General features: G+C 55.1%; 19 protein-coding genes and 1 pseudogene. 12 read left to right on the plus strand and 8 right to left on the minus strand.

Annotation, left to right across the window (positions count from 1 at the left end; translation table 11 throughout):
- Positions 1 to 3 precede the first annotated feature (3 nt).
- From nusA to pnp, 7 genes and pseudogenes are all read left to right on the plus strand, one after another.
- Positions 4 to 1,713, plus strand: a complete 1,710-nt coding sequence (gene nusA / locus ACKPCT_RS17360) for a transcription termination factor NusA (RefSeq protein ID WP_319567516.1) — start codon at positions 4 to 6, stop codon at positions 1,711 to 1,713.
- Positions 1,714 to 1,789: 76 nt separating this feature from the next.
- Positions 1,790 to 2,443, plus strand: coding sequence for an RNA-binding protein (locus ACKPCT_RS17365; RefSeq protein ID WP_090072490.1), 654 nt, complete (start codon positions 1,790 to 1,792; stop codon positions 2,441 to 2,443).
- A 29-nt stretch (positions 2,444 to 2,472) separates the two neighbouring features.
- Positions 2,473 to 5,418, plus strand: a pseudogene (infB, locus tag ACKPCT_RS17370) (translation initiation factor IF-2).
- 154 nt (positions 5,419 to 5,572) lie between these two features.
- A complete protein-coding gene (rbfA, locus tag ACKPCT_RS17375) occupies positions 5,573 to 6,007 on the plus strand; it encodes a 30S ribosome-binding factor RbfA (protein WP_090072486.1) in 435 nt (144 codons plus the stop codon).
- An 8-nt stretch (positions 6,008 to 6,015) separates the two neighbouring features.
- Positions 6,016 to 7,062, plus strand: a complete 1,047-nt coding sequence (gene truB / locus ACKPCT_RS17380) for a tRNA pseudouridine(55) synthase TruB (protein WP_175528046.1) — start codon at positions 6,016 to 6,018, stop codon at positions 7,060 to 7,062.
- Positions 7,063 to 7,073: 11 nt separating this feature from the next.
- Positions 7,074 to 7,343: a 30S ribosomal protein S15 gene (gene rpsO / locus ACKPCT_RS17385; RefSeq protein WP_090072484.1), complete on the plus strand. Its 270-nt coding sequence runs from the start codon at positions 7,074 to 7,076 to the stop codon at positions 7,341 to 7,343.
- Between the two features lie 373 nt (positions 7,344 to 7,716).
- Positions 7,717 to 9,846, plus strand: a complete 2,130-nt coding sequence (gene pnp, locus ACKPCT_RS17390; protein ID WP_090072482.1) for a polyribonucleotide nucleotidyltransferase — start codon at positions 7,717 to 7,719, stop codon at positions 9,844 to 9,846.
- 187 nt (positions 9,847 to 10,033) lie between these two features.
- Here the strand turns inward: pnp and ACKPCT_RS17395 are convergent, their stop codons facing one another.
- Positions 10,034 to 10,561 carry an SH3 domain-containing protein gene (locus ACKPCT_RS17395; RefSeq protein WP_090072480.1) on the minus strand — a complete coding sequence of 176 codons (528 nt, stop codon included), beginning with the start codon at positions 10,559 to 10,561 and terminating at the stop codon, positions 10,034 to 10,036.
- A gap of 442 nt (positions 10,562 to 11,003) precedes the next feature.
- On the opposite strand from ACKPCT_RS17395, the gene ACKPCT_RS17400 reads away from it, so the two are divergent.
- Complete coding sequence (locus tag ACKPCT_RS17400) at positions 11,004 to 11,993, plus strand: 2-hydroxyacid dehydrogenase (protein ID WP_090072478.1); 990 nt, start codon at positions 11,004 to 11,006, stop codon at positions 11,991 to 11,993.
- Between the two features lie 13 nt (positions 11,994 to 12,006).
- Here the strand turns inward: ACKPCT_RS17400 and moeB are convergent, their stop codons facing one another.
- From moeB to ACKPCT_RS17435, 7 genes are all read right to left on the minus strand, one after another.
- Positions 12,007 to 12,756 carry a molybdopterin-synthase adenylyltransferase MoeB gene (moeB, locus tag ACKPCT_RS17405; protein WP_319567518.1) on the minus strand — a complete coding sequence of 250 codons (750 nt, stop codon included), beginning with the start codon at positions 12,754 to 12,756 and terminating at the stop codon, positions 12,007 to 12,009.
- A gap of 29 nt (positions 12,757 to 12,785) precedes the next feature.
- Positions 12,786 to 13,526, minus strand: a complete 741-nt coding sequence (locus ACKPCT_RS17410) for a DUF2259 domain-containing protein (RefSeq protein ID WP_319567519.1) — start codon at positions 13,524 to 13,526, stop codon at positions 12,786 to 12,788.
- Between the two features lie 265 nt (positions 13,527 to 13,791).
- Entirely contained in the window at positions 13,792 to 14,766 is a 975-nt protein-coding gene (gene cysK, locus ACKPCT_RS17415; RefSeq protein WP_090072473.1) for a cysteine synthase A, read from the minus strand.
- 463 nt (positions 14,767 to 15,229) lie between these two features.
- Positions 15,230 to 16,018: an SDR family oxidoreductase gene (locus ACKPCT_RS17420; RefSeq protein ID WP_319567520.1), complete on the minus strand. Its 789-nt coding sequence runs from the start codon at positions 16,016 to 16,018 to the stop codon at positions 15,230 to 15,232.
- Positions 16,019 to 16,062: 44 nt separating this feature from the next.
- Positions 16,063 to 17,553, minus strand: a complete 1,491-nt coding sequence (locus tag ACKPCT_RS17425) for a sugar ABC transporter ATP-binding protein (RefSeq protein ID WP_090072469.1) — start codon at positions 17,551 to 17,553, stop codon at positions 16,063 to 16,065.
- 52 nt (positions 17,554 to 17,605) lie between these two features.
- Positions 17,606 to 18,541 (minus strand): sugar ABC transporter substrate-binding protein, encoded by a 936-nt coding sequence (locus ACKPCT_RS17430; protein WP_090072467.1) that lies wholly within the window; start codon positions 18,539 to 18,541, stop codon positions 17,606 to 17,608.
- A 124-nt stretch (positions 18,542 to 18,665) separates the two neighbouring features.
- A complete protein-coding gene (locus ACKPCT_RS17435; protein ID WP_319567521.1) occupies positions 18,666 to 19,646 on the minus strand; it encodes an ABC transporter permease in 981 nt (326 codons plus the stop codon).
- A gap of 221 nt (positions 19,647 to 19,867) precedes the next feature.
- Here ACKPCT_RS17435 and ACKPCT_RS17440 point away from each other — a divergent pair, with 221 nt between their 5' ends.
- The 4 genes from ACKPCT_RS17440 to ACKPCT_RS17455 all read left to right on the plus strand — a co-directional run bounded on the left by ACKPCT_RS17440 (position 19,868) and on the right by ACKPCT_RS17455 (position 24,217).
- A complete protein-coding gene (locus tag ACKPCT_RS17440) occupies positions 19,868 to 20,689 on the plus strand; it encodes a transketolase (RefSeq protein WP_090072463.1) in 822 nt (273 codons plus the stop codon).
- On the plus strand, positions 20,686 to 21,645 hold the full coding sequence (locus ACKPCT_RS17445) for a transketolase family protein (RefSeq protein ID WP_407062719.1): 960 nt from the start codon (positions 20,686 to 20,688) through the stop codon (positions 21,643 to 21,645). The genes ACKPCT_RS17440 and ACKPCT_RS17445 overlap by 4 nt, the downstream gene beginning before the upstream one ends.
- 80 nt (positions 21,646 to 21,725) lie before the next feature.
- A complete protein-coding gene (locus tag ACKPCT_RS17450; protein ID WP_407652496.1) occupies positions 21,726 to 23,189 on the plus strand; it encodes an FGGY family carbohydrate kinase in 1,464 nt (487 codons plus the stop codon).
- 59 nt (positions 23,190 to 23,248) lie between these two features.
- Positions 23,249 to 24,217 carry a sugar-binding transcriptional regulator gene (locus tag ACKPCT_RS17455; protein ID WP_090072700.1) on the plus strand — a complete coding sequence of 323 codons (969 nt, stop codon included), beginning with the start codon at positions 23,249 to 23,251 and terminating at the stop codon, positions 24,215 to 24,217.
- Positions 24,218 to 24,226: the final 9 nt, after the last annotated feature.

Genomic DNA, 24,226 nt, shown 5'->3' on the forward strand with positions numbered 1-24,226 from the left:
ACGATGGCAATCAGTGCAAACCGTCTTGAACTTTTGCAGATCGCAGATGCTGTGGCGCGCGAAAAATCGATTGATCGCATGATCGTGATCGGGGCCATGGAGGACGCAATCCAGAAAGCTGCGCGCTCCCGTTATGGTCAAGAGACAGAAATCAAGGCGACGATCAACCCACGCACCGGTGAAACCCGGCTCGAGCGGTTGATGGAAGTGGTTGACGAGGTCGAAGATTACGCAACCCAGATTGCCTTGGTTGATGCCAAGGACAAGAAGCCGGATGCCCAGATCGGCGATATCGTCTCCGATCAGCTGCCGCCGCTTGAATTCGGGCGTATTTCTGCCCAATCTGCCAAGCAGGTCATCGTGCAGAAAGTGCGCGAAGCCGAACGTGATCACCAGTATGAAGAATTCAAGGACCGCCAGTTTGAAATCGTCAATGGTCAGGTCAAACGTGTTGAATATGGCAACGTCACCCTTGATCTTTCTGGTAGCGAAGCCATTGTCCGTCGCGATGAATTGATCGCACGCGAAGCCTTCCGTCCGGGCGACCGCATCCGCGCCATTATCTATGATGTGCGTCGTGAACAGCGTGGCCCGCAGATCTTTTTGTCCAGAACACATCCACAGTTCATGGCCAAGTTGTTTGCACAGGAAGTGCCAGAGATCTATGATGGCATTATCACCATCAAGTCTGTGGCGCGCGATCCTGGCTCCCGTGCCAAGATCGCTGTGGTTTCCAGTGACAGTTCCATTGATCCGGTCGGCGCCTGCGTTGGCATGCGTGGATCCCGCGTTCAGGCCGTTGTCAACGAGCTGCAGGGTGAAAAGATCGATATCATTCCATGGTCCGAAGATCCTGCGACCTTTATCGTCAATGCGCTGCAGCCGGCTGAAGTGGCCAAGGTTGTGCTTGATGAAGACAGCGAGCGGATCGAAGTTGTTGTTCCCAATGACCAGCTCTCGCTCGCCATTGGCCGTCGCGGTCAGAATGTCCGTCTTGCTTCCCAGCTGACCGGCTGGGACATCGACATCATGACCGAGGAAGAAGAATCCGAGCGTCGCCAGAAAGAATTCAACGAACGCGCCCAGCTCTTCATGCAGGCACTTGATGTTGATGATATCGTCGCCCAGCTTCTGGCTTCCGAAGGCTTCACCTCTATTGAAGAAGTGGCCTATGTGGATGCAAGCGAAGTCTCCGACATCGAGGGCTTCGATGAAGAAACCGCTCAGGAAATCCAGAGACGCGCAAGCGAATATCTGGAAGCCGAAGCGGAAAAACAGAATGAAGAGCGCCTCGCGCTGGGTGTTTCCGACGATCTTCTTGAAATTTCGGGCCTCACCCTGCCGATGCTTGTTGCGCTTGGTCGCGACGATATCAAGACCATTGAAGATCTTGCTGGCTGCGCAACCGATGATCTGGTTGGCTGGACCGAACGACACAATGGTGAAGTGAAGCGCTTCAAGGGCACCCTGTCCGATTTCGATATTTCGCGTCAGGAAGCCGAAGACATCGTCATGCTGACCCGCGTTGCGGCGGGATGGATTGATCCTTCCGAACTGCTGAGCGAAGAAGAAGCTGCCGAATATGAGCAGATGGAAGCAGACGAAACGGATGATCTGGATCTGGACGATGAAGCCACTGGCGCAATCGCAGATGATCAACCGTCTGAAGAAGAAGAGGAAGCACCCGCTGAGGAAGAAGAAGAAGAGGCCTGAAACCGGTCTGAACTGTCGCCCGAATAGTCTCGGTTTGCGACAAGATTTGACAAAAACGGCCTTGAGAGGATAAACCGTGCCGCAAAAGAGCGAACAGACAACAAGACAATGTCTGGTAACACGGGAAAGTCTTCCCAAGGACCGAATGATACGGTTTGTGCTGGCTCCTGATTTCAGCGTTGTTCCAGACTTGAAAATGCGGTTACCCGGACGTGGCGTCTGGGTGACAGCAAGGCATGATCTGGTGAAGCAGGCCGCAGACAAAGGACTGTTTGCGCGCGGTTTCAAACAGAAAGTGCCAAAATGCGACGGCTTGGCAGAGCTTGTCGCAGAACTCATGGAAAAGGGGTGTTTATCGTCCCTATCCATGACGCGAAAAGCCGGACAGATTGTGACCGGCTTTGCAAAGGTAGAAACGTCCATTGCACAAAGGGGTGCAATTGGACTAATACATGCGGCAGATGCTGCAGAAGACGGACAGAAGAAACTGTCCCAAGCCGTACGGCGCCATTATGGCAGCGACTGCGAACTGCCTATTGTTCGCAGATTCAGCGCTGAGGCGTTAAGTAACGCGCTTGGATACGGAAATGTGGTACATGCTGCCTTGATCGCCGGTTCGGCGAGCAAGAGCTTCATCAAACAGGTTGCGGTGCTGGAAGCCTACTTGCAACCAAGTGAACCGGATTCTAACAGCGGTCCGGACGACCGAACCGCTGGACAGGCCTCTTGAGGGAGGCAGTGAAGGGTATTGACCGAGAAATGAGCAACGAAAACAGCAGCGACAACAATAGCCCGTCAGAGAAAAAGACATTGTCTCTGGGCAAGAATGTGGGGCAAGGCACCGTACGCCAGAGTTTTTCTCATGGCCGATCGAAGGCCGTTGTTGTTGAAAAACGAAAGCGGCGGTTCACTGCACCAGGTGAAACGAAGCAGACGACTGGCGGCAAGCCGGCCGCCAGCGAAGCTGCGCCCAAGTCTGCAGACAAGCCAGCCGCCGCTTCCGGTCAGCCGCAAAATCGCGGCTCGGATAACCGTTCGGGCGGTGGCAACGGCGGCAATGGCGCCAACCAGGGCAAGGGCTCGGGTGGTCGCGGCCAGCGCCAGCGCAATCGCAACGGCAACAATCAGGGCAACGGTGGCAACAATGCGACCGGTCAGCGCAATCTGACGTCTTCGGAAAATGCGAAACGCCTCCAGGCGCTTGAAGCGGCGAAAGTCCGCGCGCGCGAAATGGAGCAGCGCAAGAAAGAAGAAGAAGCCAAGCGCAAGGTTGAAGCTGCACGCAAAGCTGAAGAAGAAGCCAAACGCAAAGCCGAAGAAGAGGCCGCTGCAGTGCAGAAGGCCAAAGAAGAAGCCGAAGCGAAGAAGGTTGAAGAAGAGCGCAAGGCTCGCGAAGCTGCCGAAGCGGCAAAAGCTGAGACCAAGCCAGCCAAGGCACCTACCGAAGCTAAGGGTGATGCTCAGCCTCGCTCCAAGGAACGCTCAGGCAAACCGGCCGATCGCCCACCAAGAGGGGATCGTCCGCAAGGTGACCGCCCGGCACGCGATGCCAAGCCTGGTGCTGACAAACGTCCAGCCAAGCCACGTGGCCCGCGTCGCGAGGGTGATGATGATCGCTCCGGAGCCCGTCCAGGCGCCAAGATCAACCGCCCACAACGAGGTGGTGCTCGTGCGTCTGCAGGAGAAGGCTTTGTTGCACCGGATGCGTCGGTTGAAGCAAAACCGGGCGCAAAAACCCTCAAGCCTGTGCCAAAGAAGCCACGTCCTGACGATAATGCCCGGGCAGCCACGCCAGCCAAACCACGTTCTGATGCGCAGCGTCGTCGTGGCAAACTGACCTTGACCAATGCGCTCAATGCCGACGAGCAGCGCGAGCGTTCACTCGCTTCCATGCGCCGTCGTCGTCAAAAGCAAAAAGGTGCCCAGCACGATGCGCCGCGCGAAAAGGTCTTCCGCGAAGTGGTTATTCCTGAAACCATCACGGTACAGGAACTGGCCCAGCGTATGACCGAACGCGCCGTCGACGTGATCAAGATCCTGATGAAACAGGGCATGATGGTCAAAACCGTCGATGTATTGGATGCTGATACCGCACAGCTGGTGGCCGAAGAACTGGGCCACACTGTTAAACGCGTTGCCGCATCTGACGTTGAGGAAGGTCTGTTCGACAAGAAAGACGCCGCAGATGAAATGGTATCCCGTCCGTCTGTCGTGACCATCATGGGTCACGTTGACCACGGCAAGACCTCGCTGCTTGATGCCATTCGCCATGCCAATGTGGTACGCGGCGAAGCTGGCGGCATTACCCAGCATATCGGTGCCTATCAGGTTACGCAGAATGATCAGAAGATCACCTTCATCGATACGCCAGGCCACGCTGCCTTTACCGAAATGCGTGCCCGCGGTGCTCAGTCGACTGATATCGTCATTCTCGTGGTTGCTGCAGACGATGGCGTCATGCCGCAGACCATTGAGGCGATCAACCACGCCAAGGCCGCTGAAGTGCCAATCATCGTGGCAGTGAACAAGATAGATCTGCCAGCAGCAGATCCGACCCGCGTTCGCAACGAGTTGCTTCAGCATGGTGTGTTTGTCGAAAGCATGGGCGGCGACGTTCTCGAAGTGGAAGTGTCTGCCAAGGAACAGCTGCATCTGGAAGATCTTCTCGATGCCATTCTGATGCAGTCAGAACTGCTTGAACTCAAGGCCAACCCGAACAGGGAAGCCGACGGTATCGTGGTTGAAGCCAAGCTCGACAAAGGCCGTGGCCCAGTTGCAACGGTTCTGGTGCAGAATGGTACCCTCAAGGTTGGCGACATCGTTGTTGCCGGTGAGCATTGGGGTAAAGTTCGCGCTCTGATCGACGATCAAGGCGAAAAGGTTGAAGAGGCAGAGCCGTCCAAACCGGTCGAGATTCTGGGCTTTGACGCCGCACCTGACGCTGGTGACCAGTTCGCTGTTGTTGAGACCGAAGGCCGCGCTCGCGAGATCACCGACTATCGTGTCCGCAAGAACAAGGATCTTGCCGCAGCCAAGGCCAACCGCGGGTCTCTGGAACAGATGCTTAGCAACCTGAAGGAAAGCGGCGACAGCCAATCCTTCCCGCTTGTCATCAAGGGCGACGTGAAAGGTTCTGTCGAAGCCATTATCGGCGCACTCGACGGCATCGGCAACGAAGAGGTTTCCGCACAGATCCTGCATTCCGGTGTTGGTGGTGTGACCGAATCCGATGTGACCCTTGCGGCTGCGTCCGGTGCTCCGATCATTGCCTTTAACGTGCGTGCAAACGTACAGGCCAAGCAGGCTGCCGAGCAGAAAGGCGTCGAAATCCGCTACTATAACATCATCTACGATCTGACCGATGATGTGAAAGCGGCAATGTCCGGTATGCTCAGCCCAGAAGTTCGCGAAACCTTCATCGGTTACGCGGAAATTCTGGAAGTGTTCAACATCACCAAAGTCGGCAAGGTTGCTGGCTGTCGCGTCACCGAAGGTGTGGTGGAACGTGGCACCGGCGTGCGTCTGCTGCGTGATGATGTTGTTATCCATACCGGCAAGCTGTCGACCCTCAAGCGCTTCAAGGACGAAGTCAAGGAAGTGCGCGTTGGGCAGGAATGCGGTATGGCCTTCGAAGGCTATCAGGACCTGCGCGCTGGCGATCAGATCGAATGCTTCCGTGTGGAAGAGATCGCCCGGACGCTCTAAGGATCTTTTGTTAACGCAATCGGGCAAAGGTCGAGGGTTTTCCCTTGACCTTTGCCATTTTTAATATACCTAACGCATGAAGCCGCATGGCTGACGTGATTTCAGGCTTGGCCGGTCCAATCCCGCCCATAGCCTCCAACAATTAGGACATCTTATGGGACGTAGTTCTCGCAAGGGCGGCGGCATGCCGTCCCAGCGCCAGTTGCGCGTAGGCGAACTGGTTCGAAAATCCTTATCCGAATGCCTCACCCGGGGCGAGATCATCGATCCGTTTCTGGAACAATTCGTGATTTCCATCCCCGAAGTGCGCATGAGCCCGGATCTGACATTGGCAACCGCCTTTGTCATGCCGCTTGGTGCGCCCGGTGAAGAAAAAGCCATCGTGGATGCGCTCAACGGCCACAAGAAATATCTGCGCGGCCGTCTGGGGCGTGACCTGACGCTCAAGCATACGCCCGACTTGCGCTTTCGCTATGACGAGACCTTTGATGAGGCTTCCCGCATCGATGCCCTGCTTGATTCGCCCCTTGTTCAGAGAGATCTGCATCACGAAGACGATGCATCTGAAGACGATACTGACGACAAGTAGGAGCCAAGATGAGCGAAGATATGCAGCAGGCGGGCTCCGCATCTGAAGAACAGACAAGCGAAGCCCCGAAACCGAAGAAGAAAAAGAAGCAGCAATTCCGCGCCAAGCGCCGAACCGACGTGCATGGATGGATCGCTCTGGACAAGCCGCTCAACATGACCTCGACGCAGGCTGTTGGTGCGATCAAGCGTATCTTCAATGTCAAGAAGGCTGGCCACGCTGGCACCCTTGACCCGTTGGCTTCCGGCTGCTTGCCGATTGCCATTGGCGAGGGCACCAAGACGGTTTCCTTCGTCATGGATGGCTACAAGGAATATGAATTCACGGTGCGCTGGGGCGAAGAGACCTCGACGGATGACGCGGAAGGCGAGTTGATCGACAGCTCGGCCCACCGCCCGACCGAAGAGGAAATCGAAGCTGCCCTTGAGCATTTTTCCGGCGAGATCATGCAGGTTCCCCCTGCCTTTTCCGCCATCAAGGTGAATGGCGAACGCGCCTATGATCTGGCGCGCGATGGCGAAGAGGTCAAACTCGCCGCCCGCCCGGTTACCATTCATCATCTTGAACTCCTCGAAGCACCGGACGAGGATACTGCAGTTTTTGTCGCCGAATGTTCCAAGGGCACCTATGTCAGGTCTCTGGCACGGGATATTGGGCGACATCTCGGAACGCGTGGCCATGTTGTGGCCCTGCGTCGGCTCATTTCAGGTCCATTTACCGAAGAAATGCTTATTTCGCTGGACGATCTGGAACAGTTGAGCCATAGTGCGCCCGGCGAGCCCGGGCTCGCCTCTGCCTTGCTTCCTGTTGAGACCGCGCTGGACGACATCCCGGCTCTGGCCATAAACAGGAATGCCGCAGCAAGATTACGCCGAGGACAATCGGTTTTGCTGCGTGGACAGGACGCTCCAATCGACGGTCACGTCGCGGCCATGAATGCAGGATTGCTGGTGGCCATATGTGAAGTGATCGAAGGAGAACTCTGGCCTAGGCGCGTTTTCAATCTGCCTGAGCATCCGCCTGTCTTTTCAAGCGATGCCGAGCCAAAGAACTAAAGGAGAAACCGATGTCGATTACTGCTGAACGCAAGCAAGAGCTGATCAAGGAATATGCCACCAAAGATGGCGATACCGGTTCCCCAGAGGTACAGGTCGCTGTTCTTACCGAGCGGATCATCAACTTGACTGAGCATTTCAAGTCTCACAAGAAAGATAACCACTCCCGTCGTGGCCTTCTGAAACTGGTTTCCCAGCGTCGTAAGTTGCTTGACTATGTCAAAGCCAAAGACGTGGCACGTTACCAGTCGCTGATCGAACGCCTCGGACTGCGTCGTTAATTCTCTGATAAACGCGGTGGCCTGCCGGTCGCCGCGTTTTCAAATTGTACGATCCGCAACCCTTTTGATAGTGCTACTTTTCAAAGGATTGACGTTATTTCCAGATCGTACGCATTTTCGTTGTGCGCTTGAGCGATAAACGAAATGCCAAAGGGAAACCCTCCCGTTGCTCTGGCATAACCCTGCCGGAGTGGTTTAAAAATTGGTGCAATCGGATTTTCTGATTCACCATCGTTCACAGGCAGGATTGCCAGCCGCTTTGCCCAAGCGCCACAAAGTGCTGAAGCCGCTCGTTGTCTTGCCCGTGATCAAATAGAGTTAGATCGATGCCCCATATATCCGATATGCCGGGCATACAGGAAAGGACATTTGAATGTTCGATATTCAACGTGAAGAAATCGATTGGGGCGGGCAGAAGCTCGTTCTGGAAACCGGTCAAGTTGCTCGTCAGGCTGACGGCGCTGTTCTGGCTTCCCTTGGCGAAACCACTGTTCTTGCGACCGTTGTGTCTGCAAAACAGCCTAAGCCGGGCCTCGACTTCTTCCCGCTTACCGTCAACTATCAGGAAAAAACCTACGCTGCCGGTAAAATTCCGGGTGGTTACTTCAAACGTGAAGGCCGTCCAAGCGAAAAAGAAACCCTCACCTCTCGTCTGATCGACCGTCCGATCCGTCCGCTGTTCGTTGATGGATATAAATGCGAGACACAGGTCATCATCACCGTTGTCAGCCATGACATGGTCAATGACCCAGACATTCTGGCTATGGTTGCCGCTTCCGCAGCGCTGACCCTTTCCGGTGTTCCTTTCATGGGCCCGATCGGCGGTGCCCGCGTTGGTCTCATCAATGACGAATTCGTTCTCAACCCGGCCATCGACTCGATGGAAGATTCCAAGCTGGATCTGATTGTTGCCGGTACCAACGATGCCGTTCTGATGGTTGAATCCGAAGCGCAGAACCTGACCGAAGAAACCATGCTGAAGGCCGTGATGTTCGGTCATGCAGGCTTCCAGCCGGTTATCGACGCCATCATCCGCCTTGCTGAAAAAGCTGCCAAAGAGCCTCGCGAATTCTCCATGCCGGACTATTCCGAGCTGGCTGCCAAGGTTGAAGAAATCGCTGGTGAAGACCTTCAGGCTGCTTTCAAGATTGCTGCCAAGACCGAACGCTATGCTGCAGTTGATGCGGCAAAAGAAAAAGTCATGGCAACCCTGTGCAATCCGGAAGACGAAAATGCAGCTGACGCTGTTATCGTTGGCGATCTGTTCAAAAAGGCTGAAGCCAAGATCGTTCGTGGCCAGATCATCAAGACCGGTGGTCGTATCGATGGTCGCGATCTGAAGACCGTTCGCCCGATCGTTTCCGAAGTTGGCAAGCTGCCTCGTACCCATGGTTCTGCTCTGTTCACCCGTGGTGAAACGCAGGCTCTGGTGGTTGCGACCCTTGGTACCGGCGATGACGAACAGTTCGTCGATTCTCTGGCTGGCACTTACAAGGAAACCTTCCTGCTGCATTACAACTTCCCCCCGTTCTCTGTTGGTGAAGCTGGCCGCATCGGGTCTCCGGGCCGTCGCGAAATCGGTCATGGCAAGCTGGCATGGCGCGCTGTGCATCCTATGCTGCCTGCCCATCATGAATTCCCATACACCCTGCGTGTTGTTTCCGACATCACCGAATCCAACGGTTCCTCTTCCATGGCGACCGTTTGCGGCACCTCTCTGGCGCTGATGGATGCCGGTGTTCCTCTGAAGGCTCCTGTTGCCGGTATCGCAATGGGCCTGATCAAGGAAGGCGACGACTTTGCTGTTCTTTCCGACATCCTTGGTGACGAAGATCACCTCGGCGACATGGACTTCAAGGTTGCCGGTACCTCGGAAGGCATCACCTCCCTGCAGATGGACATCAAGATCGACGGTATCACCGAAGAGATCATGCAGGTCGCTCTGGAACAGGCAAAGGGTGGTCGTCTGCACATTCTGGGCGAAATGAGCAAGGCTCTGGGCGAAGCTCGCGCTGAAGTTGGCGAATTCGCACCACGCATCGAAACCCTGAAGATCCCTGTCGACAAGATCCGCGAAGTCATCGGTTCTGGCGGCAAGGTCATCCGTGAGATCGTTGAAAAAACCGGCGCCAAAGTCGACATCAGCGACGACGGCACCATCAAGGTTGCTTCTTCTGACGGCGCAGCCATCACCGCAGCGATCAACTGGATCAACTCCATTGCTGCTGAACCTGAAGTTGGCGTTATCTACAAAGGAAAGGTTGTCAAAACCGTTGACTTTGGTGCTTTCGTGAACTTCTTCGGCGCACGCGATGGTCTGGTTCACATCTCCCAGCTGACCCCACAGCGCACCAACAAGGTGACCGACGTTGTGAAAGAAGGCGACAGCGTCTTCGTCAAGCTGCTCGGCTTTGATGATCGCGGCAAGGTTCGCCTGTCCATGAAAGTGGTTGATCAGGAAACCGGCGAAGAAATAAAACAGGAAGAAAAGAAAGCCGACTAAGGCTTTCCCCTTCTTGAATGAAATAAAAAGGCGCTCCCGAGCAATCGGTGAGCGCCTTTTGTTTAACTGGAAAGAAGTCGGGCTGGAAGCCGGCATGCCTTCGGGCAATCAACTGCCAGTCACATGCTCATACAGACACCTGCTCATGCAGATGCCACAGGATCGCCATGGACGCCCGTGAGAGAATTCAGTTGATCTCTTCATTGGGATAGACGCCCCAGAGGAGATTCGCCTTCAGCCAGCCGCTGTAGCTCTGCACGGCGACTTCACACCAGCCTCTTTCACACTCTGTGATATCCACCTGTACGCCAACCTGAGCCTTGGCCGCCACCGGCGCATCTTCGGCCGGGTTTCTGAGCAGGTCCACCAAAGTGCCTGCAGTCTGCCAGGGGCTGATAAGGGCCGTGCGTCGCCCGGAAAGAAGGGAATGGTAGACCCAGCCTTCTTCCCCTTCGGAATCGCGAATCTGGCGCCAGTTTTCAAACTCATGCACAATTTCCACCGGCAGACCGGCGCGACGGAAAACCCATTTCACCTTATGGTCCGTGGATGGACCGCCCCGCACATTGACGCGATCAGACTTCAAAGAGACAAACCTGGGAATCTTCAGCCCGGACGGCCCTATGGTGGTGCCCTGAGCATGGGCTGGCAGGTCAGCGATGGCGATCAAGCATATCGCCGCAATCCATTGTGCAATGAACGGTCTCTTTTTCATCTTGCCTCTGCGCTGCTTTCCTACTTGGCGTTCCTCAATTCGACAGAGTCGAAGCTACACCACTGCAATAAAGAATCTTTTAACCCTGAGTGACCTGCATGCATAAGTTCGGCACATCTCAAACCATGGGATGACTGGTCATGACAGGGGCATTCCCTATAGCATTCCAAAGGGTGCCTGCGATTGAATTTATTGCGATTTTTTGCAAGTTATCACGGCCCCTTGAGAAGACACGGATATCAAATTCACTCTGAATTGATCCTATCCTGACTTCACAAAGCGGAATGGCGTGCTGTTGGCATGCTGAAAATCGAAGAAATTCACCTGAATACGCTTCTTTAAGCGAAAAGGATAAACACCAGAAACCCGAATTCTCTGTGTGTTTTAGCCAATATCGCTGCTGGAAACGGGTGATGCTATGAGGCAGGAATAGGGCAAACCTATGGCGAGACAAAAGCCGATTGTGGTCGTTACCCGCAAACTCCCAGCTGCTGTGGAAACGCGGATGCGCGAATTGTTTGATACGCGTCTGAAGGAAGATGACAAACCAATGAGTCAGGCGCAACTGGTCGAGGCGGTCAAACATGCTGACATTCTTGTGCCAACGGTTACAGACCGCATCGACGCGCATCTTCTCTCGCAGGCGGGAGAAAATCTCAAGCTGATCGCCAATTTCGGCAATGGTATCGACAATATAGATGTCCTGTCAGCCAATGCCCGCAACATCACCGTGACCAACACGCCCGGCGTTCTGACAGAAGACACAGCCGACATGGCCATGTCGCTCATTCTAGCTGTGCCAAGGCGCTTTGCCGAAGGCATGCTCTATTTGAAAGAACATAAGGACTGGCCGGGCTGGTCGCCCACTTGGATGTTGGGCAAGCGCGTCTGGGGCAAGCGGCTGGGCATCATCGGCATGGGGCGCATCGGGCAAGCCGTGGCACGACGGGCCAAGGCCTTCGGCATGCAGATCCATTATCACAATCGGCGGCGCCTCTCAGAAGATGTGGAATATGACCTGGAAGCGACCTACTGGGAGAGCCTTGACCAGATGCTGGCGCGAATGGATGTCATATCAATTCACTGCCCCCACACGCCAGCCACCTATCATCTGCTCTCGGCCCGACGACTCAAGCTGGTCAACAAAGACGCCTATATCGTCAATACAGCACGCGGCGAGGTGATTGACGAACAGACACTGGCCCGCCTGATCGAGAATGGCGACATCGCTGGCGCAGGGCTCGATGTGTTCGAGAATGAGCCTAAGATCAACCCAAAGCTGGCCAGATCGGAGCGCGTGGTGCTCATGCCTCATATGGGGTCGGCCACGGAAGAGGGCCGTATGGATATGGGGGAGAAGGTGATCATCAATATCAAGGCCTTCATTGATGGGCACAGGCCACCGGACAGAGTGTTGCCATCCATGGTGTGAGGACCAAGCCTTATCACTCCTTACGGCGACGGTAGCGGATGGTTTCAAAGCGGCTCGCCCGCGCATCATACAGGATGAGGCGGCCAACGAGCCCTTCCCCGAGGCCCACAATCTCCTTGATGACCTCAAGCGCCATCATGGAGCCAATGACGCCAGTCAGTGCGCCAAGAATGCCCGCTTCGGCACAGGCGGGAATGGAGCCCGGCGCAGGCCGGTTCGGGAAAAGGTCTTGATAACGCGGATTAAGACGACCTTGCGCATCCTTCTCATAGGGTTTCAGCGTGGTGATAGATCCATCAAACATGCCCACCGCACCCGTGATCAGAGGCTTGCAGGCCTCTTCACATAGCTCTGCCACCAGATAGCGGGTATCAAAATTGTCTGTGCCATCGATCACCAGGTCGTAGGACTGCAGCAGCGTCTTGCCGTTTGCCGCATCAAGACGCATGGCATGAGGCTGCACCACCACATGAGGATTGATGCGCGCAAGGCTGGCTTCTGCGCTCTCCACCTTCAACATGCCAACCGCTTCACTAGCATGAATGATCTGCCTTTGCAGATTGGAGAGGGCTACTGTGTCATCATCCACGATGCCAAGAGTTCCGACCCCCGCCGCAGCCAGATAGGCCAGAAGAGGCGAGCCAAGCCCTCCTGCCCCGACCACTAGCACCTTGGCTGCTTTCAGCTTTTGCTGGCCCGGACCGCCCACATCCCTTAGCAGAATGTGGCGGGCGTAGCGTTCCAGTTCGTCTTTACTCAGCATGGCGTGGCTTTCATTCCCCGAAGGACAGATCAAAAAGAGAAGGGCACCGCGATATAGCGCAAATCCTGCCCGTCATCGGTCTGACTGAAGACACCCACCAGCGCCACCGCATGGGTCTGCGCTTCCATCCGCGTTGGCGCAAAGACAGCCGAGAGGTGATAGTCGAGCGGACAGCCACGCGAGCGCGGAGCCGACGTCTCGTCATGCAACTGTCGGGTCTCGCCTGTGGGCGTGGTCAGGGTCAGCGCAAAACCGGTTACCGTGCCGCCACCCATTTCGCACCCGTTCAGATCCCGTACATCCTTGGTGTTGATCTCGAGGGTGTAAGGAGACGCGCTGTTGCTCAACAGAGGCTGCGATGTCTTCTGGAAACGCATGATGGCTTTTTCCCCCACCTCACTGATGGGCGAAGCGGCCAAGACCACACCGGAATTGGAAATCTGATATTGCTGCATAATGGGCGTGGCTTGTTCAAATGCCTTGACGCGGGCCACGATCGGAGTTTCGCCTTCTTCTTCCAAACGCACGCGCACCGGCGTATCTGGCACCCACTTATCCGTCGCCAGATCAACGATATAGATATTGGAATAAGGATAGTGGGGGCCACTCTCCACGCCAAATTCCTCAAAGGCAAAATAGCGGCCCCGCTCATCATCTGAGAAACCATGGGACCGAAATTCGGCTGCGTCTCCTGCCACCACCGGTCCGGCCAGTGCTGCGGCAGACGCTGCAAGCAGCGATAGGGCGAGACAGTTCGAAAATCGGGTCATTCCATCACCATTCTGTTCGGGTCTTTACGGGCGGCTTTCCTGTCGTTCCAGACAGAAGCGCCATCTCCATTTTAATTGCAGGGACTGTGCTCGCTCTACGGACAAAAGAAGCAGAAGTACACGGTCCCTCATGCAAATCAATTGCGATTCAAAAAGATGCATGAACCATATCACAGATAGTAAAAAGCCGTGGTGGGGAAATATGATCCCACCACGGCCAATGCACTCAGAAAATGTTTCGGAATTGGAACAATTTTCGGTTTTCTTATTCTCCAATTCCATCAAACAAGGCAGTGGACAGATAACGCTCGGCAAAGCTTGGAATGATGATGACGATATTTTTACCGGCAAATTCATCCCGTTTGCCCAATTCGATGGCTGCAGCCAATGCGGCACCGGATGAAATGCCAACTGGCACACCTTCTGTGCGGGCCAATTCACGCGAAAAGGCAAAAGCATCTTCATTGGAAACCTGAATGATTTCATCAATGAGGCTGGTGTCCAGAACATCAGGCACAAAGCCCGCGCCGATGCCCTGAATCTTGTGTGGCCCGGGTTTGCCACCAGAGAGAACCGGACTATCTGAAGGTTCAACCGCCACCACCTTCAGATCTGACTTGCGAGCCTTGAGCTCAGAGCCGACACCGGTGATGGTGCCGCCGGTGCCCACGCCGGAGACTAGCGCGTCCACTTCCCCGTTGGTGTCATTCCAGATTTCTACGGCGGTGGTGCTGCGATGAATTTCAGGGTTGGCGGCATTCTGGAACTGCTGCGGAATGATGGCATTGTCAATTTCATTGACCAGCTCTTCTGCGCGCGCAATCGCACCCTTCATGCCTTTGGGTCCTTCGGTCAGCTCCAGCTCGGCACCCAGATAGGCAAACATCTTGCGGCGCTCGATGGACATGGTTTCCGGCATGACCAGAATGAGGCGATAGCCCTTGGCAGCTGCCGTGAAAGCAAGTGCAATGCCGGTATTACCGGATGTCGGCTCGATCAGGGTGGTTTTGCCCGGCTCGATCTTGCCATCGTCTTCCATGGCTTCAATCATATTGACGCCGATGCGATCCTTGACGCTTGCAAGCGGGTTGAAGAATTCTAGCTTGCCGATCAGGTTTGCCTTGACGCCATGCTTGGCAGCAATCTTGTCGAACCGCACCAGTGGTGTGTTGCCGATGGTGTCGATGATGGAATCATAGATCCGGCCGCGGCCTTCAGTGGTTTTCGGAGTGTGGGCCATTTTTGTTCCTCGCATTTAGAACGTCATGCACGCTCTTTCCCTGCAAGATCCCTGATCGGGATCGGGGCAAGCGTATGGATCGTTCATCCCTAGCATTAAATCTCTTGACCACAATGTAGGTAATTCGATGGGGGACTACGAGAAATCCTGTACCAACTTGTGCGATAGAATAGAAAAATTTCGCTACGGTTCAAATATGCAACGAAACAGACTACCCCAAGCCCCATATTGGACAGGCGTTGTGGCAAAATTATTCTATGAAGCGGTCTTTCCTGTCTATGGGTGCGGCATGAAAGGCATCGTTGCATCGAATAAAAAAGTGCCTGCTTTTACAAGCAGGCACTTGAATTGACTGGAGCTATTCTTGCTGAAGGAGAAGGTACTTAGGCAAGAAAGGATTGCAAGGGAGGTGCCAGTCAATCCTCATCCGGACTTAGCGTTCCGGAATTCTCTTTTTCGCCACTCACCAGCAGCAGAAGCCACCATCCACCAGCAGGTTCACACCCGTGCAGTAGGAGGCAGCATCACTGGCAAGAAAGATGGTTGGACCAACCATTTCTTCCACGCTGGCCATACGATGCATCGGCGTCTGGTCTTCAAATTCCTTGGTCTGGTGCACCATTTCGGGGCGCGTGTTCATTGGCGTTGCCGTGTAACCCGGGCTGATGGCATTCACACGCAGGCCCCCATCAACCCATTCCATTGCCATGCTCTTGGTCAGATGAATGACGCCAGCCTTGGAGGAATTGTAATGCACCTGCATCAGGCCGCGGTTGACGATTACACCAGACATGGAGGCGATGTTGACGATGGCGCCCTTGCCATGCTTGAGCATTGCGTTGGCTTCAGCCTGACAGGAGAGGAAGACCCCCTTGAGGTTGATGTCCATCAGGGTCTGGAACTGCTCTTCGCTCATTTCCTCCGCCGGATTGGCGTTGGCGATACCAGCGGAGTTAACCGCGATGGCCAGATCTCCAAGCTCGGCTTCCGTTTTGGCAACAGCCTCGACAAGGGAGTCCTTGTTGGTCACATCAGCGGTGATGGCGATTGCCTTTTTACCAACCGCCGTGATGGCATCAAGCGTCTTGGCAAGGCCATCATCTTCACGGCGGTCCAGGCACGCAACATCTGCGCCACACTGGGCCAGACCAATGGCAATATGCTGTCCAATGCCACTGCCAGCGCCGGTTACCAGAGCCACACGCCCGCCCAGATCAAACATTGCTGGCGCATTGAAGTTAAATTCGGACATATCTTTCTCCCATATACGAACGAGGAAATCCTCTGCCAGACGAGCTAGCTGGTAGCCAGTTCCATCACTGACACGTCATTTGCATTTGCGCGATCCAGAATTCCGGCTTGTCTGCCTTCAGCCATCACCAGAATCCGGTTGGAAACACCCAGCACTTCTTCAAGGTCGGAACTGACAACGATCACGCAGATCCCTTTTGCTGACAGCTCGACAATGATGTCATAGATGGACGAACGGGCCCCAACATCAATGCCACGGGTCGGCTCATCCAGAACAACCACTTTCGGATCGGTCGCCAGCCATTTGGCCAACACCACCTTCTGCTGGTTGCCGCCAGACATTTCATCGGCATTCTGATGTCCCTGCCCCTTCACTCCGAAGCGATGGATATTGGCCGCTGCAAAACTATCGATAGCCTTCTTGCTCACCCATTTTTTGGGCGCAACGGCCTTCATGTTGGCGTAGCCGATATTTTCTGAGATGCTGTGTTCCAGCACCAATCCCTGCAACTTGCGATCTTCTGGTACCAGCACAATGCCATTGCGAATGGATTGGCCCGGACTGCGCGGCGTGACATCCTTGCCATCGAGATAAATGCTGCCGGCGGAAATCGGGTCGGCCCCAGTGATGGCGCGAACCAGTTCGGTGCGCCCTGCCCCGACCAGCCCGGCAATGCCGAACACTTCGCCTTTATGCACCTTGAAGCTGACATCATGGAACGCATCCAGCGCCGATGTGAGATCCTTGACCTCAAAGGTCACGTCGTCACCAACCGGCGGGAAGTGCGGGAACATGCGACCCAGTTCGCGGCCCACCATACTTTCAACAATGGTGCGGACGGGCACATCGCCCTTGTCGAATTCCTGCACCTTGGCGCCGTCGCGCATGACCACAATGCGGTCAGCGATGCGCCGGATCTCTTCCAGGCGGTGCGAAATATAGATGATACCGACGCCATCGGCCCGAAGGCGATCGATTTGCTTGAACAGCAATTCCGTCTCGGCATCGCCGAGGGCTGCTGTGGGTTCATCCAGAATGAGCAATCTTGCATTGAGGGTGAGCGCCTTGGCAATTTCCACCAGCTGCTGATTGGCCGTGGAAAGCCCCTCGACCTTACGGTTCGCAGGCAGATCAAGACCCAGCCGTTCCAGCTGTTCTTGCGCTTTGCGCTCCATGGCCTTGCGGTCAATCTGACCGCGGGATTTGGGCCAGCGCCCCACAAAGACATTTTCTGCAATCGTGAGATGGGGGAGCAATCTCAGCTCCTGATGGATCAGACCCAGCCCGGAATCGATTGCCTCGCGAGGGTTGGCGGGCGCGTATTCCGCGCCTCGCCATGTCATTGAGCCCGAACTTGGCCGGATGGTTCCGCAGATGATGTTGGACACCGTTGATTTACCGGCTCCGTTTTCTCCCAACAGCGCAACCACTTCTCCTTCATGAATATCAAGATCGATGCCATGAAGAATCTGCAACGGTCCATAACTCTTCTTGATTTGACGAAGAGAAAGAATTGGAGATTTGACCTCAGCCATTTCGGGCCCTCCCTTATCCAGCCATTATCGAACAATCAGACGTCAGATCCGATCAAGGATGATTTTCGATGAACGGGCCAACATTGTCCTTTGTGGTCAGAGTTGCCGGCAGCAGCTGCAGTTTCGGAACTTCTTCACCAGCGACAAGCTTGATGGCGCTATCCACGGCCAGACGACCGAAATACTGGGTGCGCTGGGTGCTGGTTGCATCGAAGACGCCGTCACGCAGAGCTTCAAGCGCTGCGGTATCACCGTCAAAGCCGAAGACGAAAATATCCTGCGGCAGGTTGGCAACTTTCACAGCCTGTGCTGCGCCAAGAGCCAGAGCGTCTGCCTGTCCCCAAACGATGGTTGCGTCAGAATGAGCCTGCAGCATGTTCTGGGTGATCTGGAAGCCTTCGTCCTGTGACCACATCTGGCTATATTGCTCAGAGGCAATGGTGATATCCGGGAACTTTTCCTTGGCTTCCATGCAGCCCTTGGTGCGATCTACTTCAGGGGTGGTGCCTTTCTGGCCATGCACGATCAGCATGGTGCCTTTTCCGCCAACCTGCTCGAAGGCATAGTTGCAGATTTCCTTGGCAGAAGCGACCGAATCGGAAGCGATGAAGGTGTCGCCCGGTGCGCCTTCAGGGTTACGGTCAATGTTGATGACGGGAACACCCTGAGCATGAGCCAGACGGGTTGGCACAGCAGCGGCTGCGGCACCTGCGGGAACATAAATCAAGGCCTGGATATCCTGCGTGAGCAGATCCTGAACCTGGCTAACCTGGGTTGCGCTATCGCCCTTGGCGTCAACGATGATGAGTTCAAGGCCTTTTTCTTTGGAATAGGCTTCAACCGACATCTTAATTTGGTTGAAGAAGTTGGCCTGAAGGTTGGCGACTGCGAGACCGAGCTTTTGAAGTTCTGCTGCAGAACTACTTACTGGTGTCAGAGCGGTTGCTACAATAGCAGCGGCTGCAAACAGGGAATGTTTGAGTTTCATGTGATATTTCTCCTCCGTTAAGACCCAGACACTGCCTCCAACAACAACGTGTCTGGAATTTTCCGGCTTGCGCCGGCTGGTGGTGGCCCGTGCTCACCACCATTTTTGGCACGATGCCAAATTCCTATCCCTTCTTTTTCTTGAGCACTTCGGCAGCCACTGCCAAAGCAATCACGACCCCGATAACCACCTGCTGCGTGAAGGGAGAGACCCCCAGCAGATTGAGGCCGTTGCGCAAGACACCAATCACCAGCACACCGATCACCGTTCCGGCTATGCCGCCGGTACCACCGCTGAGGCTCGCGCCGCCGATAACCACGGCAGCAATCGTATCCAGCTCGTAGGAAACACCCGAGCTTGGCTGAACCGAGTCAAGCCTTGCGGCCAGTACGATACCTGCAAGGCCGGAAAGAACCGCCGAAGTGATGTAGACGAGGATGGTGGATAGACGCACATTGATACCGGCCAGACGCGCCACTTCCTGATTGCCACCGATTGCATAAAGGCAGCGACCGCCCGTGGTGTTGCGCAGGAATATCCATCCGGCGGCAAAGACAATCAGCATCAAGCCGACAGTCACGGTCAGAAAGCCGCCATGGCGAATGATTGCCAGCAGGTTGAACCAGCCCGGAAACCCGACGATCTGCTGACCATCTGTAATCATATTGGCCAGACCGCGCGCGACCGACATCATGGCAAGCGTGGAAATGAAGGCTGGAACGCTGAATTCCGTAATCAGCAACCCAGTCACTGCTCCGGCTGCGGCTGACGCAAACAGGGCAATAACAATTGCCAATGGCAGCGCTATGCCCAATTCATTGGATAGATAGCCCATGACCATCATGGACAGAGCCAGGATTGAACCAACGGACAGATCGATACCGCCAATAAGAATGACAAAGGTCATGCCCACGGCCATGATCCCGAGCACCGTGATCTGGTCGAGAACGTTCAGAAGATTGCGCGCTGTGAAGAAGGAATCCGTCGCAAAGCTGAGAAAGGCGCAAAGCAATAGAAGTCCGATAAGAGGTCCAGTTGCCCCACCTAAAGAAAACAGGCTTGAGACAGACGGTGAGGATGTACGCCCCCGTGCTACTGAAATCATGACAGCAATTCCTCCCATTTTCCTTAAACTGCATAAATATTCAGTGTTGATAATAATTTCATATCTGATCACAGATTCAATGTCAATGAAAAACACGTGAAACACAAGAGATAATCGTTATTTAGTCTAAAGTTTAGCACAATCATCCCAAACAAAATTCTTGACACAGATTCTGAAATGCATTTTAATTTATAATAGAATATTTATTCAGGGAGCCAATCATGGATATCTTAGAACTGAAAAAGATGGCCAATGACATTCGTCAGCGAGATTTGCGGGCTGTCTTTGAAGCGGGCGCGGGGCATATCGGCGGTGAAATGTCGGTAACGGATCTCCTCACAGCTCTCTATTTCCGCATTCTGAATGTAGATCCAAAGAACCCGACCGATCCCAAACGGGACAGATTCATTCTCAGCAAGGGCCATGCTGCACTTGCCCTCTATGTCACGCTCTCAAAACGGGGATTTATCGATCCAGAAGAGATTTCCACTTTCCTGAAGCCGCATTCACGCCTCAATGGCCACCCCAACCGCAACAAGGTTCCGGGCGTTGAAACCAACACCGGCCCTCTGGGGCATGGCTTGCCAATCGCAGTTGGCATGGCAAAAGCGGCCAAGCTCAGCGGGGATACATGGCGCACGGTGGTGATCACCGGCGACGGCGAAATGCAGGAAGGCAGTAACTGGGAAGCCATTATGGCCGCAGCCCAGTTCGGACTGGACAATCTGACCCTCATTATCGACCACAACCGCCTGCAACAGGGCGCTCGTCTTGCAGACACGAACAATATTGCCCCTCTTCCTCCCAAGCTTGAAGCCTTTGGCTGGGCTGTCGAGGAAATCAACGGCAATGACATGGAAGAAATCTGCGCCGCGCTGGACGCCAGCAAGGTGGTTCCGGGCAAACCGAGATGCATCGTCGCTCACACCAACAAGGGCAACGGCATTTCCTTCATGTCCGACAATGTGGCCTGGCATCACAAAGTTCCTGACGCAGACCAATATAAACAGGCCATGGCCGAGCTGGAGGAGGCCGTATCATGAGCAATTTGTCAGAAGCAAAACTCCACGATTGCCGAGATGCCTTCACCCAGACCCTTGAAGGCATGGCTGCGACCAATCAGGAAATTGTCGCCGTTTGCAACGATTCTGTCGGGTCTTCCAAGCTGAATGGCTTCAAGGACAAATATCCAGAGCGTCTGGTCAATGTCGGAATCGCCGAACAGAATATGATCGGCGTTGGCGCCGGTCTGGCCAATGGCGGCAAGATTCCGTTTGTTTGCGGCGCGGCCTGCTTCCTGACCGGACGGGCCCTTGAGCAGATCAAGGCGGATGTGGCCTATTCCAATACCAATGTGAAGCTGGTCGGCATCAGCTCGGGCATGGCTTATGGCCCCCTTGGCCCGACACACCACTCCACCGAAGATTTCGCGTGGGTCCGTGCCATCCCCAATGTGCCGATCGTTGCCCCATGTGATTCGATTGAAACCGCAGCAGCGGTTGCCTATGCCGCCGAAACCACGGGGCCGATCTTCCTGCGCCTTTCTCGGGAAGGTGTGCCAGATCTGCTCCCTGCCGACTACAAGTTCGAGCTCGGCAAGGCCGTCACCCTCAAAGAGGGTAGCGATGTGACGCTGATTGCCAATGGCATTCTTTCGGTGCGCGCCGTGAAAGCGGCCGAATTGCTGGCAGCCGAGGGCATTTCCGCTCGCGTTCTCAATATGGCGACCGTTCGCCCCATTGATCGCGACGCCATTATTGCAGCAGCTAGCGAGACCGGCGCGATCCTGACGTGCGAAGAACACACCATCTTTGGCGGATTGGGCAGCTCGGTTGCCGAAGTAGTTGTGGAGACTGTGCCAGTTCCCATGACACGGCTCGGCGTTCCCGGCATTTTTGTACCCACTGGTACGGCCAGCTTCCTGCTGGATGAATTCGGGATGGCTCCTGAAGGGCTTGCGGCCAGTGCCAAAGAGCTGATCAAAAAGAAGAAAGCCTGAGTTTCCCTCTGGAAACCAAGACTCAGATGACAGACCCTGCACGGGAGGAGAACCGGACAGCAGGGTCCGAGGAGGACGCGATGCAAAGGGCAATATTGGCCATTGACGAAGGCACGACAAACAGCAAGGCAATTCTGGTTTCCAAAACCGGAGACATTCTTGCCAGGGGCTCCTGCCCTGTGCCGATCAACCATCCCCAGTCCGGTTGGGTTGAACAGGATGCTGAGACCATCTGGACCAGCACCCTGAAGGCCATTGCCGATTGTCTCGCAGCGGGTCCGGACGTCGCGTTGGAAGCCATTGGCATATCCAACCAGCGCGAATCGGTTCTCGCTTGGGACCGGACCACAGGCAAGGCTCTGGGGCCGGTTGTCACTTGGCAATGTCGCCGCACCTCGGACGCCTGCGAGCGCCTGAAGGCGGCCGGTCATGAAGACGAAGTCATCAAACGCACCGGCCTGCCGCTCGATCCGCTCTTCCCGGCTACCAAGGTGCGCTGGCTGCTGGACAATTGCGGCAAGGACAAAGCACCGGAAGAGATCTGCATCGGCACGGTCGATTCCTGGCTGATCTGGAATTTTTCCGGTGGCAGTTTGCACCAGTGCGATGCATCCAATGCGGCACGAACCCAACTCTTCAACATTTCCGAAACCTGCTGGGACGATACTCTGTGCGAGCTCTTCGGCGTGCCCAAGGCCGTATTGCCCGAAGTGCAGGATTCCTCGCACATATTCACTCATACGACCGGCGTGCCCGGATTGCCTGACGGTATTCCGGTCGCCTCAGCCATTGGCGATTCGCATGCAGCGCTGTTCGGCCATGGCGCCTATGGCTTGGGCGATGGCAAGGTAACCTTTGGCACGGGCTCATCGGTGATGACCACGATGCCGGAATTTGTCGTGCCGCCACGCGGGGTGACCACCACCATCGCATGGGCGCGCAACGGCACGCCGACTTATGCCTTTGAGGGCAACATATTGGTGAGCGCATCCATTCTGCCCTGGACGGCGGAGCTTTTGGGGCAGAAGGATGTCACGGAACTGCTCGATCTGGCCCAAACAGTTGAGGATACCCAAGGCGTTGTGCTGGTTCCGGCCCATGTCGGGTTGGGAGCACCCCATTGGAATTCGACGGCACGCGGCCTGATGTGCGGCCTCTCCTTTGCCAGCGGCAAAGCCCATGTGGCACGCGCCGCAGCAGAAAGCATCGCTTTTCAGGTACAGGATGTCTTCAAGATCATTCTGGCCAATTCAGGTCATGGCATCGGCAAGCTGTTTGTGGACGGCGGTCCGAGCCAGAATCCATTCCTCATGGGCATGGTCGCCGATTACATCGATCATTCGGTCATTCAGGGCGAAAGCACCGAGGCCTCGGCGCAGGGAGCGGCCTATCTGGCGGGTCTGGCGACAGGCTTCTGGGCAGACCTGGATGCTATCAGTGCCCTTGGGCAGCATGGGCAGGAAATTCAGCCAAAAATGGCAAGTGACAGACGCAAGGAAGAGCTTTCCAAATGGCAAATGGCCATTGAACGAACGCTTCTTTGAATCTGAAACCTTTCAGGATAGTATCGCGCGCGATCAACCCTGAATTGGAGGATGCCACTTTGGCAAGAGTAAACGAACTGCGGCTTATCGCTCGTGTAGCTCAGCTATACCATGTGGAAGGCCGTAGACAGGCAGACATAGCAAAGCATTTGCGTATTTCTCAGGCAACCATTTCAAGATTGCTCAAGAAAGCACAGGAAGAGGAAATTGTAAGAACAACAATCGTTGCTCCTTCTGGCACCTTTGTGGAACTGGAAGACGGGCTGCGCCAGAAATATGGACTGTCTGAAGCCATTGTCGTGGAAGCGTCGGAAGATCGCCAAAGCACGATCATGGACAGAATCGGCGAATCGGCTGCGCATTTTCTCGAGGTGTCCCTTCAAAAGGACGAAGTGATCGGGGTTTCCAGCTGGAGTGAGACGATCCTGCGCATGGTGGACAATATCCACCCCATGCGTTCGGGCCTTGCCAAGTATGTGGTGCAGACCTTGGGTGGTATGGGTGATCCGACAGTGCAGACACACGCAACCCAGTTGACATCGCGACTTGCGCGCCTGACTGGAGCCGAAGCACGCTTGCTAACGGCCCCGGGCGTTGCCCAGTCTCGCGAGGCTAAGCTGGTGCTTCTGGGAGATCCCTATGTCAGGGAAACAATGGAGTTGTTCAACAAAATCACGTTGGCAATCGTCGGGATCGGTGCCACGGAACCCTCTGCCATGCTGGCTCGAAGCGGCAACACTTTCTCCCCCAACGAGTTGGCTGAGCTGACCGAGGCGGGAGCTGTTGGCGATATGAGCCTACGCTTCTTCGATCGTGACGGAAAAGTAATCAAGACCCCACTGGATGAACGCGTTATCGGCATGCCCCTTGAGGATCTGGCCAAAGTAGACCGGGTCATCGCCCTTGCTGGAGGAGAGAGCAAGACCGAAGCCATTCACGGAGCCCTGAAAACTGGTTGTCTCGATGTTCTGATTACAGACAATTTCACGGCTTGCCGCCTTCTGGAGGAGACAGGCCCAAGCAGCTAGAAAGCAATG

The sequence above is a fragment of the Cohaesibacter marisflavi genome (assembly GCF_963665895.2).
Lineage (GTDB): Bacteria > Pseudomonadota > Alphaproteobacteria > Rhizobiales > Cohaesibacteraceae > Cohaesibacter > Cohaesibacter marisflavi.